This is a genomic window from Actinomadura macrotermitis (assembly GCF_009604375.1).
Classification (GTDB): domain Bacteria; phylum Actinomycetota; class Actinomycetes; order Streptosporangiales; family Streptosporangiaceae; genus Spirillospora; species Spirillospora macrotermitis.
In genome coordinates this window covers 827,915-841,871 of the sequence record NZ_WEGH01000001.1, presented here as the reverse complement: position 1 = coordinate 841,871, position 13,957 = coordinate 827,915, and the positions used below count along the sequence as shown (strand labels likewise).

Annotated in this window: 11 protein-coding genes; 8 read left to right on the top strand and 3 right to left on the bottom strand. The window is 75.0% G+C overall.

Going from position 1 to position 13,957, the window contains the following annotated elements:
* A complete protein-coding gene (locus tag ACRB68_RS03865; RefSeq protein ID WP_153530849.1) occupies window positions 1-663 on the bottom strand; it encodes a hypothetical protein in 663 nt (220 codons plus the stop codon).
* The gene (locus ACRB68_RS03860; protein ID WP_153532254.1) at window positions 660-1,247 is read right to left on the bottom strand and encodes a SigE family RNA polymerase sigma factor; all 588 of its coding nucleotides are present in this window, start codon (window positions 1,245-1,247) and stop codon (window positions 660-662) included. Before ACRB68_RS03860 ends, ACRB68_RS03865 begins: the two co-directional genes overlap by 4 nt.
* A gap of 224 nt (window positions 1,248-1,471) precedes the next feature.
* On the opposite strand from ACRB68_RS03860, the gene ACRB68_RS03855 reads away from it, so the two are divergent.
* The 5 genes from ACRB68_RS03855 to ACRB68_RS03835 all read left to right on the top strand — a co-directional run bounded on the left by ACRB68_RS03855 (window position 1,472) and on the right by ACRB68_RS03835 (window position 5,539).
* Window positions 1,472-1,816, top strand: a complete 345-nt coding sequence (locus ACRB68_RS03855; RefSeq protein WP_153530848.1) for a histidine triad nucleotide-binding protein — start codon at window positions 1,472-1,474, stop codon at window positions 1,814-1,816.
* 131 nt (window positions 1,817-1,947) lie between these two features.
* Window positions 1,948-3,006: a PhoH family protein gene (locus ACRB68_RS03850; RefSeq protein ID WP_153530847.1), complete on the top strand. Its 1,059-nt coding sequence runs from the start codon at window positions 1,948-1,950 to the stop codon at window positions 3,004-3,006.
* Window positions 3,007-3,486, top strand: coding sequence for an rRNA maturation RNase YbeY (ybeY, locus tag ACRB68_RS03845; RefSeq protein ID WP_153530846.1), 480 nt, complete (start codon window positions 3,007-3,009; stop codon window positions 3,484-3,486). It abuts the gene before it with no gap.
* Between the two features lie 34 nt (window positions 3,487-3,520).
* Complete coding sequence (locus tag ACRB68_RS03840) at window positions 3,521-4,843, top strand: hemolysin family protein (protein ID WP_153530845.1); 1,323 nt, start codon at window positions 3,521-3,523, stop codon at window positions 4,841-4,843.
* Window positions 4,844-4,897: 54 nt separating this feature from the next.
* Entirely contained in the window at window positions 4,898-5,539 is a 642-nt protein-coding gene (locus ACRB68_RS03835) for a hypothetical protein (RefSeq protein ID WP_153530844.1), read from the top strand.
* Window positions 5,540-5,543: 4 nt separating this feature from the next.
* Here ACRB68_RS03835 and ACRB68_RS03830 read toward each other — a convergent pair whose 3' ends face one another.
* Complete coding sequence (locus tag ACRB68_RS03830; protein ID WP_328593714.1) at window positions 5,544-5,879, bottom strand: cytidine deaminase; 336 nt, start codon at window positions 5,877-5,879, stop codon at window positions 5,544-5,546.
* Window positions 5,880-6,210: 331 nt separating this feature from the next.
* On the opposite strand from ACRB68_RS03830, the gene ACRB68_RS03825 reads away from it, so the two are divergent.
* The 3 genes from ACRB68_RS03825 (at window position 6,211) to ACRB68_RS03815 (ending at window position 13,909) form a co-directional block, all read left to right on the top strand.
* Window positions 6,211-8,340, top strand: a complete 2,130-nt coding sequence (locus ACRB68_RS03825) for a hypothetical protein (RefSeq protein ID WP_207709566.1) — start codon at window positions 6,211-6,213, stop codon at window positions 8,338-8,340.
* Window positions 8,341-8,429: 89 nt separating this feature from the next.
* Window positions 8,430-10,553 (top strand): MMPL family transporter, encoded by a 2,124-nt coding sequence (locus tag ACRB68_RS03820; protein ID WP_153530843.1) that lies wholly within the window; start codon window positions 8,430-8,432, stop codon window positions 10,551-10,553.
* Window positions 10,554-10,600: 47 nt separating this feature from the next.
* Window positions 10,601-13,909 (top strand): AfsR/SARP family transcriptional regulator, encoded by a 3,309-nt coding sequence (locus tag ACRB68_RS03815; protein ID WP_153530842.1) that lies wholly within the window; start codon window positions 10,601-10,603, stop codon window positions 13,907-13,909.
* Window positions 13,910-13,957 lie beyond the last annotated feature (48 nt).

The window sequence follows — 13,957 nt, the reverse complement described above, 5'->3', positions numbered from 1 at the left end:
TCAGGGCGTGGTGGTGGTGAGGTTGCTGTTGTTGGCCTCGCCCGACCCGACGGGCGTGCCGGACGGCTCGGGCGTCGGCGTCACGCTCGGCTGCGGCGTCGGCGAGGGCGGGGCGACCGTGGGCTGCGGCGTCGGCGTGACCGTCGGGCTCGGCGTCGGGCACGCCTTCTTGGGCTTGCCGCCCTTGGTGCCCGGCTGCGGGCTGGTCCTGGTCGTCGGGGAGGCGCCGGCCGGCGGCGGGCAGGTCGGGCTGCCCGACGGGCTCGCGCTGGTGGGGGACGAGGGATAGGTCGGCACGCTGGTGCTGCCGGGGCCCGGCGGGACCGGCGGCTGGGTGCCGGGGACCACGCTCTGCGCGCCGTCGGCGCCCTCGGGGCTGTGGTGGCCGTGCCCGGAGTCGCCGTTGCCGCCGGTCTGGATGATGTGCAGGGTCTGCGGCGCCGAGACGCCGATGCCGGCGATGGCGACCGCCGCGCCGACCGCGAGCACCGGGCGTCCCCAGTTGGCGGTGAACCAGGCCCAGCCGAACCGGCGCTGCCGGCGTTCCTCGATCCGGGCCCGGATGCGCTCCAGGCCGTCCGCCGAGGGGATGACCTCGCCCGCCTCCGCGTTCAGGGCGCGGCGCAGGACCTCGCCGTGCTCGTCGTGGGGGTCGGTGGTCATGAGAACTGCTCCAGAACGTTGCGCAGCGAGGCCATGCCCCGCGCGGTATGGCTTTTGACGGCGCCGCGGGAGATCCCCATGGTGCTGGCGATCTCGGCTTCGGACAGGTCGGCGTAGTAGCGCAGCACGAGCGCCTCGCGCTGGCGGGCCGGCAGCCGGTGCAGGGCCTGGACCACCGCGGAGCGCTCCAGCTCCCCGATGGCGCCCGCCTCCGCGCTCGGCGCGTCCGGCAGCCCCTTCGGGGCGTACTTCTCCACGACGGCGCGGTGCCGCAGCACCGAGCGCGACCGGTTCACCACCGACTGGCGCAGGTACGACAGGGCCTTGTCGGGATCGCGCAGGCGCCGCCAGCCGCCGTGCATGGCGACGAACGCGTCCTGGACGACCTCCTCGGCCGTTCCCGCGTCCCGCACCAGCATGGCGGCGAGGCGCACCAGCGAGCGGTAGTTGGCGCTGTAGAGCGCCGTCACCGCCTGGTCGGCATCCCAGGCGACGGCCACCGCCCCCGCCGTGCCCCTGGCCACGAGGGTCTCGGTCACGTCAGTGGGACGCGCACCCTCGCCGTCGGGTTTACGAAAGGGCATCTTCTGTCTTGCCTCGGTCACCTATCCGCCGCCTTCACCGTGCCCGGCCGCCCCTGCGGACGCCCTCGAAACGGCGTGGACACAGGCGTTCCCGACCGGTTCAGGCAGGATGCGTCAGTGCCGGGGGGAGCGCCTGAATTGCCCACCCTAAACCGTGCGGGGACCGCGCGCGGCACGACGCGGCAAGGGAGAACGGCGTGTCCGGGCCCGATAGTGTGCGGGCCATGACGGACTGCCTCTTCTGCAAGATCGTTTCGGGGGACGTGCCGGCCGAGATCGTCCGTGAGTCGGACCGGGCGCTGGCCTTCCGCGACATCAACCCCCAGGCGCCCACGCACGTGCTGGTCATCCCGCGCGAGCACCACCCCAACGTGGGCGAGCTCGCCGCCGCCGACCCCGGGCTGCTGGCCGAGGTGCTGCGTGAGGCGAACCAGGTCGCGGTGGACGAGGGCGTCGCCGGCGAGGGGTTCCGCGTCGTGTTCAACACCGGCCCGCGGGCCGGGCAGACCGTCTTCCACGTGCACGCGCACGTCATCGGGGGCCGTGACCTCAACTGGCCGCCCGGCTGATCGTCGCGCCCGCGCCGCCCGCCGTTAATCGGGCGGCGCGCGCCACGGGGTGCCCAGTACCATGGGAGACGTCAGACGACGCACACCCCAGCAGACAGAAGGCAGGTCGGAGAGGCCGCAAGGCCCGGCTGATGGTCCACTCAACTCACGCGGGACGCGACGACCGCGCCGGTGCCCGCACGCAGATCAAGATCGTGGTGCCGGACGACCACTCGATGGTGAGCCTGCTGGGCTCCCGGGACGAGTTGCTGAACGTCGTCGAGCGCGCCTTCCACAGCGACATCCACGTCCGCGGCAACGAGATCACCGTGACCGGCCCCCCGGCCGAGACCGAGCTGGTCTCCCGCCTGTTCGCCGAGCTGGTCGAGCTGCTGAAGGGCGGCGCCCAGCTCACCCCCGACGCGGTCGAGCGCAGCCTGGCGATGCTGCGGAGCCAGAGCGAGGAGCGCCCGGCCGAGGTGCTCACCCTGGACATCCTGTCCAGCCGGGGCCGCACCATCCGCCCGAAGACGCTGAACCAGAAGAAGTACGTCGACGCGATCGACAAGCACACGATCGTGTTCGGCATCGGCCCGGCCGGCACCGGCAAGACCTACCTGGCCATGGCCAAGGCGGTCAAGGCGCTGCAGGACAAGAAGGTCAACCGCATCATCTTGACCCGCCCGGCCGTCGAGGCGGGCGAGCGGCTCGGCTTCCTGCCCGGCACCCTCTACGAGAAGATCGACCCCTACCTGCGGCCGCTGTACGACGCGCTGCACGACATGGTCGACCCCGACTCGATCCCGCGCCTGATGGCGGCCGGCACCATCGAGGTGGCGCCGCTGGCCTACATGCGCGGCCGCACCCTGAACGACTCCTTCATCATCCTGGACGAGGCGCAGAACACCTCGCCCGAGCAGATGAAGATGTTCCTCACCCGCCTCGGCTTCGGCTCCAAGGTGGTGGTGACCGGCGACGTCACCCAGGTCGACCTGCCCGGCGGGCAGCTGAGCGGCCTGCGCGTCGTCCAGGACATCCTGGACGGCGTGGACGACATCGACTTCTGCCGGCTGACCAGCCACGACGTCGTCCGGCACAAGCTGGTCGGCGACATCGTGGAGGCCTACAGCCGCTACGACGAGGCGGCCCGGGTGCCGGAGATCAAGCCGGGCGCGGCGGGTCGCGGCCCGGCGCGCAAGCGGGGGCGCTAGATGAGCATCGAGGTGCTGAACGAGTCGGGCGTGCCGGTCGACGAGCAGACGATCGCCGACCTGTCCCGGCACGTGCTGGACGGCATGCGGGTGCACCCGCTGGCCGAGCTGTCGGTGCTGCTGGTGGACGAGGCGGCGATGACCGAGCTGCACGTGCGCTGGATGGACGAGCCGGGCCCGACCGACGTGCTGTCGTTCCCGATGGACGAGCTGCGGCCCGGCCACATGTCCGGCGGCCCCGGCGACGACGAGGAGGCCGACCCGGGCCTGCTCGGCGACGTGGTGCTCTGCCCGGCGGTGGCCGAGCGGCAGGCCAAGGAGGCCGGCCACTCCACCGCCGACGAGCTGGAGCTGCTCTGCACCCACGGCATCCTGCACCTGCTCGGGTACGACCACGCCGAGCCCGAGGAGCACAAGGAGATGTTCGGCCTGCAGGCCGAGCTGCTGAACTCCTGGCGGGAGAAACGCAGAAAATCGTGAGTGCGAACGGACGCGCGGCGGCTGGACCGCGGCCATGAACACGGCGCAGGGGTGGTTGCTGGCCCTGGCGGTGGGGCTGGTCTTCATGGCGGGCCTGCTGGCCGGGACCGAGGCGGCCCTCGCCCGGGTGTCGCGGGTGCGGGTGGCCGAGCTGGTCCGGGAGGGGCGGCGCGGCGCGGAGCGGCTGGCCGAGGTCGTCGCCGACCCGGCCCGCTACCTGAACATGGTCCTGCTGCTGCGGATCGGCTGCGAGCTGGTCGCGACGGTGGTCGTGGCGGACCTGTGCATCTCCTGGCTGGACGAGGGCTGGGCGGCGTACGTGACCGCCGCCGCGGTCATGATCGTGGTGAGCTATGTGGCGGTCGGCGTCGGGCCGCGCACGCTCGGCATCCAGCACGCCGACCGGGTGGCGCTGGCGGGCGCCGGGGTGATCCAGCCGGTGACCCGGGTGTTCGGGCCGCTGCCGCGGCTGCTGATCCTGCTCGGCAACGCGCTGACGCCGGGGCGGGGCTTCCGGGAGGGGCCGTTCGCCTCCGAGGCCGAGCTGCGCGACCTGGTGGACCTGGCCGAGCAGCGCAGCCTGATCGAGCCGGACGAGCGGCAGATGATCCACTCGGTGTTCGAGCTCGGCGACACCCTGGTGCGCGAGGTGATGGTGCCGCGCACCGACATCGTGTTCATCGAGCGCGGCAAGACGCTGCGGCAGGCGATGTCGCTGGCGCTGCGCAGCGGGTTCTCGCGGATCCCGGTGGTGGGCGAGAACGAGGACGACGTCGTCGGCATCGCCTACCTGAAGGACATCGTGCGCCGCAACCACGAGCATCCGGGCGGCGAGTCGGTCGAGCGGGTGGGGTCGGTGATGCGGCCGGCGACGTACGTGCCCGACAGCAAGCCGATCGACGAGCTGCTGCGGGAGATGCAGGCGCGGCAGATCCACCTGGCGATCGTGATCGACGAGTACGGCGGCACGGCCGGCCTGGTCACGATCGAGGACATCCTGGAAGAGATCGTGGGCGAGATCGCCGACGAGTACGACGTCGAGGCGCCCCGGGTGGAGTGGCTGGCGGGCGGCGCGGCGCGGGTGACGGCGCGGCTGCCGGTGGAGGAGCTGGCCGAGCTGTTCGGGGTGGAGATCGAGGTGGCCGAGGTGGAGACGGTCGGCGGGCTGCTGGCGCACGCGCTCGGCCGGGTGCCGATCGAGGGCTCCACCGCGACGGTGGCCGGGCTGACGCTGAAGGCCGAGAGCATCGCGGGCCGCCGGAACCGGATCGGCACCGTGCTGGTGACGCCGCTACCCGTCGCCGGCGACGTCGAAACCGCAGCTCAACCGGGGTCTTCGCGGCTTTCGCCGGGTTAGCGGGCCGGGCGTTCCGGGCATGATCTTGCGCGTTGTGGAATTCGGGGGGATTTCATGTCGCGCAGGGTCGTGCTGGCGTTGTCCGCCATGCTGCCGCTCGTCACCGGATGCGGCCGGGAGATCGCCCTGCTGACCGCGCCGGACCCGCCGCCGGCGGCGCGGCCGGGGCCGGCGATGGCGCTGGCCGCGGCGGACCTGCCGCCGGGCTTCTTCCCCGCGACCGCCGTCCGGGTCCTGTCGGGGCTGCGGCCGGGCCGGGCCGGCTGCGCACGGCTGCTGCGCGTCGCCGGCGGGCTGCCGGACGCGCGCGACGTCCGGCAGGAGCACGCGGCGTTCTACCTGCCGAAGCCGGGGGCGAGCCTCACCGAGCACGTGTACCGGCTGCCGCCGGGCGAGGCGGCCGAACGGCTCGCCCGCTTCCGCGCCGACGCCGCGTCCTGCCGGAGCATCGGCATGAAGTCGGGCACGGTGCGGCTGCGCCGCTTCCCGCTGCACCGGCGGTTCCGCGACACGGTGGCCGTCCGCTACCGGGCCGGCTCGGGGGACGAGCGGATCGGCGTCGACCTGATGATGGCCCGCCGCGCCGACGCCCTGCTCATCCTGGCCGCGCCCGGCGCGCTCGGCGGAGGCGGCGCCCAGGCCCTGGAACGCGCCGAGGGCCGGGCGCTGCGCAAGCTGCGGGCCGCGAACCTCTGACGGCTCAGCCGAGGGTGGCGCGCAGGGCCCCGTCCGGACCGGCCACGAACACCGGCGCCTTGGCGCCGAGGTCGCGCACGGCGGCCACGTCGGAGTCGCGCGCGGTGTCGCCGGCGGTCACCAGCGCGGCGGCCTCCAGGTCCTCGGCGCCGCTGGACACCGCCATGGCGACGGCGACCTGCAGCGCGGTCAGCCTCAGCGACGGCAGGTCCACGCTGGTGGCCGAGTAGGTCCGCCCGGTCTCGTCCCGGACGGCCGCCCCCTCGGCGGCGCCGGTGCGGGCACGCGCCGCCCGCGCCAGCGTAATGATCTTCGCGTCCTCGCTGCTCGGTTCAATCACGCGCCAAGCCTAAGGCGTTTCTGATGGCTCTCGAAGGTGGGTGGGTGTCGGACGGGAACCCGCAGGATGCGAAGGCATGAGCGGCCGTTGTGCGGTGATGGCGCGTCAGGCGTCCGCCGGTCGGCCTGTTTCGATTCTGGTGGGTTCAACGATTCGCCTGCGCGTTCGATGATGGTGACGTAGCGTATCGATCATGTCGCCGTCTGTCGCTTCATGCGAGGTGTCGACCGCGTCCGGCCGGGCCGTCGGACGCCCGGCGGCTACGAGCCAGGAGCAGCGGACGCGGGGCAGGAACAAACGGCCCGCGTGGCGACGGCCGGTCGAGGTGCCGGTGTCGGTGGTGCGGTTGCCGCTGGTGGTGCCCGACGAGGCGACCCGGGTGCGGGTGGAGCGGCTGTTCGCCGCGGCGTGGCAGGTCAAACGTGCATTGCGGCGGGACGCGCGGGCCCGGGTGGACGCCTACCACGCGGCCACCAGCCGCCGCGCAGCCCTGTCGGCTGTCCCGGGCAAGGCCGCCGCAGAATGGCGGGATGAGCTGGGATTGTCACGGGCAGGGCTGGAGCGGGCGGCGTACCGCCACCTGGACGCCTCGGGCCATCTCAAGCACCACCTGTCCAAGGCGGTGGCGATGCACATCGCCGACGAGGTGTGGGCCGGGGTGGAGCGGCATCTGTTCCCCGACGCCACCGGCCGCCGCCACGGCCGTCCCCGCCGTGGCTCATGGTGGGGGTTCACCCGCATCCCTGGCCGCGCCCGTTCCCATACCCGCCCGCGCAAATGGGAGACGTTGCGGTTGCATGGCACCCTTGACGGGCACCTGACCACCTATCGCAATCCCGCTCTACCCGCCGAACTCAGCCCGGTGCAGGCCGCCGCCCTCGCCGGACAACCCACCCCGGTCCTGTCGTCTCCTGGACGGGCGGGGCGGTCACGCGGCCGGACCGGGCGCCGGACAGCGGTGCGGCATGAGCAGGTGCGGGGGATCTCGGTGCTGGCGCAGCCGCGCCGCATGCCCGCCCCGGTCCCGCCGGCGGCTCGAGGCAAGGCGTTGTGGTGGGAGCACAACGGCCCGCTGGCGATCGTGTATTCGGGCGGCCCGGCAGGAGCGCGTGGCGAGCTGGTGTTGCCGGTGCGGTTGCCGCAGGGCGCGGGTCAGTGGCCGCACCTGCTGTACGCACTCGGCGATCCGGAGTGCTGGCACAAGGTGGATCTTGTGCGCCGTGCCACGGCGCGCGGCTGGGTGTACGAGGCGCACCTGATGATCCTCAAACCCGCCTACATTCCACCGGCCACCCGGGCGCGTCGCGTTGCGGCACCCCAGGGCCGGCGGGGTGGGGTGGACGGCAACGTCTCCAACCTGGCCACCGTGTCCTTCCCCGCGTCGCCGGACCCGGCGCAAGCGCGGCAGCTGGACGTCGCTCCATCGGTGGTCTCCACCCGGTTGACGTTGTCGCCGGCCGAGCGCGGTGATCTGGAGCGGGCGGTGCGCAAGGCGCGTGGGCGGCAGCGGGCGCTGGAGCGTTCGCGTCGTGCGGCCAACGCCGCCCAGTACGAGCTCAGCAAACGCCAGCGCAAACGCCAGAAGCGCCGCGCCGAGCGTGGCTTGCCCGCTCGGCAAGTGCCGGTGCCCGGCGGGGCACGCCGTGCCCGTGCCGACGGTGTCCCGCTTCAATCGCCGCGCCGCGACACCCTCTCGCGCAGCCACCAGCGCATCCGCGCCCGGCACGCCCGTGCCGCCGCCAAGGCGACGAAGGCGCGGGCCGGGCGGGCGCGGCAGGTGGCGGGTGCGCTGGTCGGTGTGCACGGCCCGCACCTGGTCATCGAGGACTGTGACATCCGCACCTGGCAGCGCCGCTGGGGTGCCGCCTGCGCCCGCTTCACCCCTGGTCTGCTCATCGCCGCGCTCGCCCGCGAGTGCGCTGCCACCGGCGGGCGGCTGCTGCGGGCGTCGACGTTCACCACTGCGCTGTCGCAGCACTGCCTGTGCGGCCACCGCACCCCTAAAACCCTCGCCGAGCGGGCACACCGCTGCGATGGTGCAGGCGGTTGCGGGCTGACCGGTGACCGGGACCTGGTCGCCGCCGCCCTCGCCGCCTTCATCACCTTCACCGACCCCGACGATCCGCACACCGCGCGGGTCGACTACCGAGCCTCCCGGCACGCGATCGGCGTGCACGGGCTTTCCACCGGGCCGCAAGGGGCCCTGACCGCGTCAACCGACACCCTGGACACCCCAGCACCACCGGGGCATCCAGGAACGCCAGCCACCCCTGCCCGCCCGCCACGGCGACGCGAGTGGAAGAACGACCAGGTGGCTTCTGCGCGGCGAACCCGGCAACGCGCTGTGCCGACCCCGGATGAGACCCGTCCCGCGGACAAGCGGGGCGGCCACGCCGGACAGGTACAACCGCCGACCCGGCTGTCCGGAGGATCCACCAAGGATCCTCCGGACAGGCCTTAGAACGAGCGCGGCAAGTCGGTGGCAAGTGGGCCGCAAGTGCCCCGCGCGAGGCTCTCGGCAACAAGACGAGCCTCGCAGGGGGAATCGATATGTCGAGATTGCTGTACCGCCTCGGGCGGTCGGCCGCGGCGCGGCCGTGGCGGATGATCGTGCTGTGGGTGCTGGTGGTGGCGGCGCTCGGCGGCGCCGCGGCGGTCGGCGGAGGCGCGCTGCACGACAGCTACGAGCTGAAGGGCACCGGTTCGCAGCAGGCCACCGATCTGCTGCGGGAGCGGTTCCCGGCGCTGTCGGGCGCGGACGCGCGGATCGTGGTGCACGCCCGGTCGGGCAAGGTCGACCAGGCCAAGGTCGCCGCGGCCGGCGAGCGGGTGCGGCGGCTGCCGCATGTAGCGGTGGTGGATCCGGCGGTGCCGAGCCCGGACGGGGCGACCGCGCTGATCACCGTCCGCTACGACCGTCCGGTCACCGGGCTGACGCCGAAGGCCACCCTGGACGCGCTGCGCGGTGCGACCGGTGAGCTGAAGGCCGCCGGGCACCAGGTCGAGTTCGGCGGGCAGGTCCCCGAGAACGTGTCCGCGCCGGGCGGGGTCGCCGAGGGCGTCGGCATCGTCGCCGCGCTGGTGATCTTGTTCCTGGCGTTCGGGTCGGTCGTGGCGGCGGGGCTGCCGCTGGCCGTCGCGCTCGCCGGGCTCGGCGCCGGCATGTCGGGGATCACCCTGCTCGCCGCGGTCACCGACGTGGCCACCACCGGGCCCACCCTGGCGGTCATGACGGGCCTCGGCGTCGGCATCGACTACGCGCTGTTCATCCTCACCCGGCACCGCGAGGGCCTGGCCGAGGGGCTGGACGTGCCCGAGGCGGCGGGGCGGGCCACCGCGACCGCCGGGCTGTCGGTGCTGTTCGCCGGGTCCACCGTGCTGCTGGCGCTCTGCGGGCTGGTCCTGTCGGGCATGCCGGTGTACATGACGATGGGCTTCGCGACCGGCCTGGTGGTGGCGGCGACGGTGGCGAGCGCTGTCACCCTGCTGCCCGCCGTGCTCGGCCTGGCCGGGCGCCGGGTGCTGCGCCGCCGCGACCGCGCCGCGGGCGCGGTGATCGAGACCGGGTCGCCGCGGGTGCGGCGCTGGGCCGACCGGATCGCGCGGCGGCCGTGGGTGTGGCTGACCGCGGCGCTGGTGCTGATGCTGACGCTGGCCGCGCCGATGCTCGGCATGCGGACCTGGCCGAGCGACGCCAGCAGCGAACCGGCCTCCAGCACCGTCCGCAAGGCCTACGACCTGGTCGCCGAAGCCTACGGGCCGGGCGCCAACGGCCCGCTGCTGGTCGCGGTGGACCTGCGCAAGGTGGACAAGGGGACGCTGCCGGAGCTGCACCGGCGGCTCGCCGCCGCCGACGGGATCGCCGCCGCCGCGCAGCCGCAGGCGTCCCCCGACCAGAGCGCCGCGGTGATCGTGCTCACGCCGAAGTACGGGCCGCAGGACGAGCACGTCACCGGCATGGTGAACCGGATCCGCGCCCAGATACTGCCGAAGGGCGCGGAGATCACCGGGCTGACCGCGGCGTACGTCGACCTCACCCAGCGGCTGTCGGACCGGCTCTGGCCGGTGATCGGCGTGGTGGTGGCCACCTCGTTCCTGATGCTGATGGTGGTGTTCCGGTCGCTGCTGGCGCCGCTGAAGGCCGCCGCGATGAACCTGCTGTCGATCGGCGCCGCCTACGGCGTGCTCACCGCGGTGTTCCAGTGGGGGTGGGGCGCGCAGCTGCTCGGCCTGCCGCACAGCGTGCCGGTGTCGAGCTTCATCCTGCTGGTGATGTTCGCGGTGCTGTTCGGCGTCTCGATGGACTACGAGGTGTTCCTGCTGTCGCGGGTCCGCGAGGAGTGGCTGCGCACCGGCGACGCGCGCGGCGCGGTGTCGGCCGGGCTCGGCGCGACCGGCCGGGTGATCTCCAGCGCGGCGCTGATCATGGTGGCGGTGTTCCTCGGCTTCGCGCTGGACCCGGGCGTGGTGATCAAGCAGATGGGCCTCGGCCTCGCCGTCGCGGTGGCGCTGGACGCCACCGTCGTCCGGCTGGTCCTGGTGCCGGCCGCGATGGCGCTGCTGGGCAAGGCCAACTGGTGGCTGCCGGGCCCGCTGGAGCGGATCCTGCCGAAGATCGACCTGCACGGCGGCGGTGCCGAGCAGGACCGGCCGCGTGAGGTCGCCCACGTGTAGCGCCCCGCTGCGATGTCCGCCATGTCCCGGTCTAAGCTGGCCGGGACATGGCGACCGTACGGGTCCTCGGCGCGTTCGAGGTGAAGGTGGACGGGGCCGCGGCCGATCTCGGCGGGCCCCGGCAGCGGTCCGTCCTGGCCAGGCTCGTCGCGGCGCACGGGCAGATGGTCCCGGCGGGCCGGCTGGTGGAAGAGCTGTGGGCGGGCGACGCGCCGCCGCGCGCCGCCGCCGGCCTCCAGTCGTTCGTCTCCCACCTGCGCCGCGCGCTGGAGCCGGACCGCCCGCCGCGCACCCCCGCGCGGGTCCTGGTGACCGCGCCGCCCGGGTACGCGCTGCGGCTGCCCGCCGCGGCCGTCGACGCCTGGCGGTTCGACGCGCTGGTGGACGAGGCCGCGGGCGACGACCCGGCGGCGGCGCGGCGCTGCGCCGAGGAGGCGCTCGGCCTGTGGCGCGGGCCCGCCTACGCCGAGTTCGCCGACCTGCCCTGGGCCGCCGCCGAGACCGCCCGGCTGGACGAGCGCCGCCGCCTGGCGGTGGAGCGCCGCGCCGAGGCGATGCTGGGCCTCGGCGCCGCCGCCGAGGCGGTGCCCGACCTGGAGGCGCACGCCGACGCCAACCCGCTGCGCGAGGACGCCTGGCGGCTGCTCGCCCTCGCGCTGTACCGGTCGGGCCGCCAGGGCGACGCCCTCGCCGCGCTGCGCCGGGTGCGCGCGACGCTCGCCGAGGAGCTCGGCGTCGACCCCGGTGCGGCGCTGCGCCGCCTGGAGCGCGACATCCTCGCCCAGGCGCCGGCCCTGGAGCCGGTCCGGCCGCCGCTGCGGCTGGTCCGGTCCGACCCGGCCCCGGCGCCCTCGTTCTTCGGCCGGGACGACGAGCTCGCCCGCCTCGCGGACGCCGCCGGATCCGGCGGCCTCGCCCTGATCGGCGGCGACGCCGGGATGGGCAAGACCGCCCTCGCCGAGCGCCTCGCCGAACTGCTGGCCGAGCGGGGCTGGACCTGCGCGTGGGGCCGCGCCTCGGAGACCGGCGCGCCCGCCGCCTGGCCGTGGGCCGAGCTGCTGCGCGAGCTGGCCGCCGGAACGCCGCCCGAGGAGGGCCAGGCCGCCCGCCTCGGCCCGCTGCTGGACGACACCGCCACCGTCCCGGACACGGGCGACATCACCACCGGTGACATCACCGCAGGTGACATCACCACGGGCCGCTTCCACCTGCACCTGGCCGTCGGCGACTACCTCGCCGGGCTCGCCGCGCGGGCGCCGCTGCTGCTCGTCCTGGAGGACCTGCACTGGGCCGACCAGGAGACGCTGGCGCTGCTCGGCCGCGTCCTCGCCCGGGTCCGGGGCCTGCCCGTCCTGCTCGCCGGCACGTTCCGCCGGACCGAGGTCTCCGACCGGCTCGCCGCCGCCCTCGCCGCCCTGGCCCGGCACGAGCCGCTGCGCATCGACCTGACCGGCCTGCCGCCCGGCGCGGCCGCCGACCTGGTCCGCGCGACCTGCGCCGCCGGGGTCGGCGACGCCGAGGCCGCCGCGATCGCCGAGCGCACCGGCGGCAACCCCTTCTTCATCCGCGAGACGGCCCGGCTGCTGGACGCCGAGGGCCCCGCCGCCGCGACCGGGGCGGTCCCGGCCGGCGTCGGCGACGTGCTGCGCCGCCGCGTCGCCCGGCTGCCCGAGGGCGCCCAGGCGGTGCTGCGCGGCGCCGCCGTCGTCGGCCGCGACGCCGACCTGCGGGTGCTGGCCGAGGTGGCCGGCGACGAGGACGCGGTGCTGGACGCCGTCGAGGCGGGCCTGGCCAGCGGCCTGATCACCGAGCCCGCCGCGGGCCGGATCCGGTTCGCGCACGCGCTGGTCCGCGACACCCTCTACACCGGCCTGTCGCGGGCCCGCCGCACCCGCCTGCACGGCCGGGTCGCCGCCGCGCTGGAACGGCACCGGCCGGGCGAGGCCGCCGCGCTCGCCCACCACTACCTGGAGGCCGGCACCGACGCCGCCAAGGCCGTCCGGTACGCGCGGGCGGCGGCCGAGGAGGCCGAGGCCCGGTTCGCGCACGGCGCCGCCGGCGACCTGTGGTGCCGGGCCGCCGACATCCCCGGCGTCCCCGCGCCCGAACGCCTGGAACTGGACATCCGCGCCATCCGCGCGTCCGCGCTCGGCGGCGACCTCGTCCCGGCACGGCTGCGGCGGCTGCGCGCCATCGCCGAAGCGCGCGCGCTCGGCGACCCGGACCTGCTGGCCCGCGTCATCGCCAGCTTCGACGTCCCGATGCTGTGGACCAACCGCGAGTACGGCACCGTCGACCAGGAGGCCATCGACGCGATCGAGCACGCCCTCGCCGCCCTGCCCCCGGGCGCCGGCCCGCTGCGCGTGCGGCTGCTGACCATGCTGGCCATGGAACTGGAGGGCGAGCTGGACGACCGGGGGCGGCGCGCCGCCGAGCAGGCCGTCGCCCAGGCGCGCGACCTCGGCCGTCCCGAGCTGCTCGCCGTCGCGCTGAACGGCCTCTACACCAACGCCTACCGGGACGCGGCGGGCCGCGACGAGCGCCGGCGGATCGCCGCCGAGCTGCTGGACCTCGCCGAGGCCCACCGGCTCGGCACCCACCGGGTGCTCGCGCACCTGCAGCTGCACCAGGCCGCCGTCGCCTGCGTCGACCTGCCCGCCGCCCGCGCCCACCTGGCCGAGGGCCGCCGCCTCGCCGAGCAGTACGGGCTGCCGCTGTTCGACCTGATCGGCAGCTGGTACGAGGCCGTCCTGCACGTGCAGGGCGCCCGCTACGACGACGCCGAGCGCGTCTACCGCCGCGTCGGCGACGCCATCGGCCGCACCGGCGTGTGGAGCGGCGAGCGGGGCGTGGCGTTCATCGGCGTCTTCTGCGCCCGCTTCCTGCAGGGCCGCGCCGGGGAACTGGTGCAGGAGACCGGCTGGCTCGCCCGGCAGTGGCCGCACGTCAGCGCCACCGCCGACCTGTACGCGCTCGCGCTCGCCGGGCAGGGCCGGCTGGAGGAGGCGCGGCGGGCGACCGAGGGCGCCGGGCCCATCCGGCCCGACTACTTCTTCGACCTGACGATGTCGATGCGCGCGCAGCGCGCGATCGCGCTCGGCGACCGGGAGCTGGCCGCCGGCTGCCGGCGCGCGCTGCTGCCCTACGCCGGCTACATCGCGGGCGGCGCGTGCGCGGTGGCGGCCCTCGGCCCGGTCGCGCACACCCTCGGCGACCTGGCGGTCTTCCTGGAGCGCCCGGCCGAGGCCGCCGGGCACTACCGGCGGGCGGCCGAGATCGCCGCGCTGGCCGGGGCGCCGGCCTGGGCGGGGCGGGCCGAGCAGGCGCTCGGCGGGCTCGGCGAACCGGCCGCCTGAGCCCGGCCCGGGGCGGGGAGTGGACGATCCGATGCGGCGGGTAGGCGA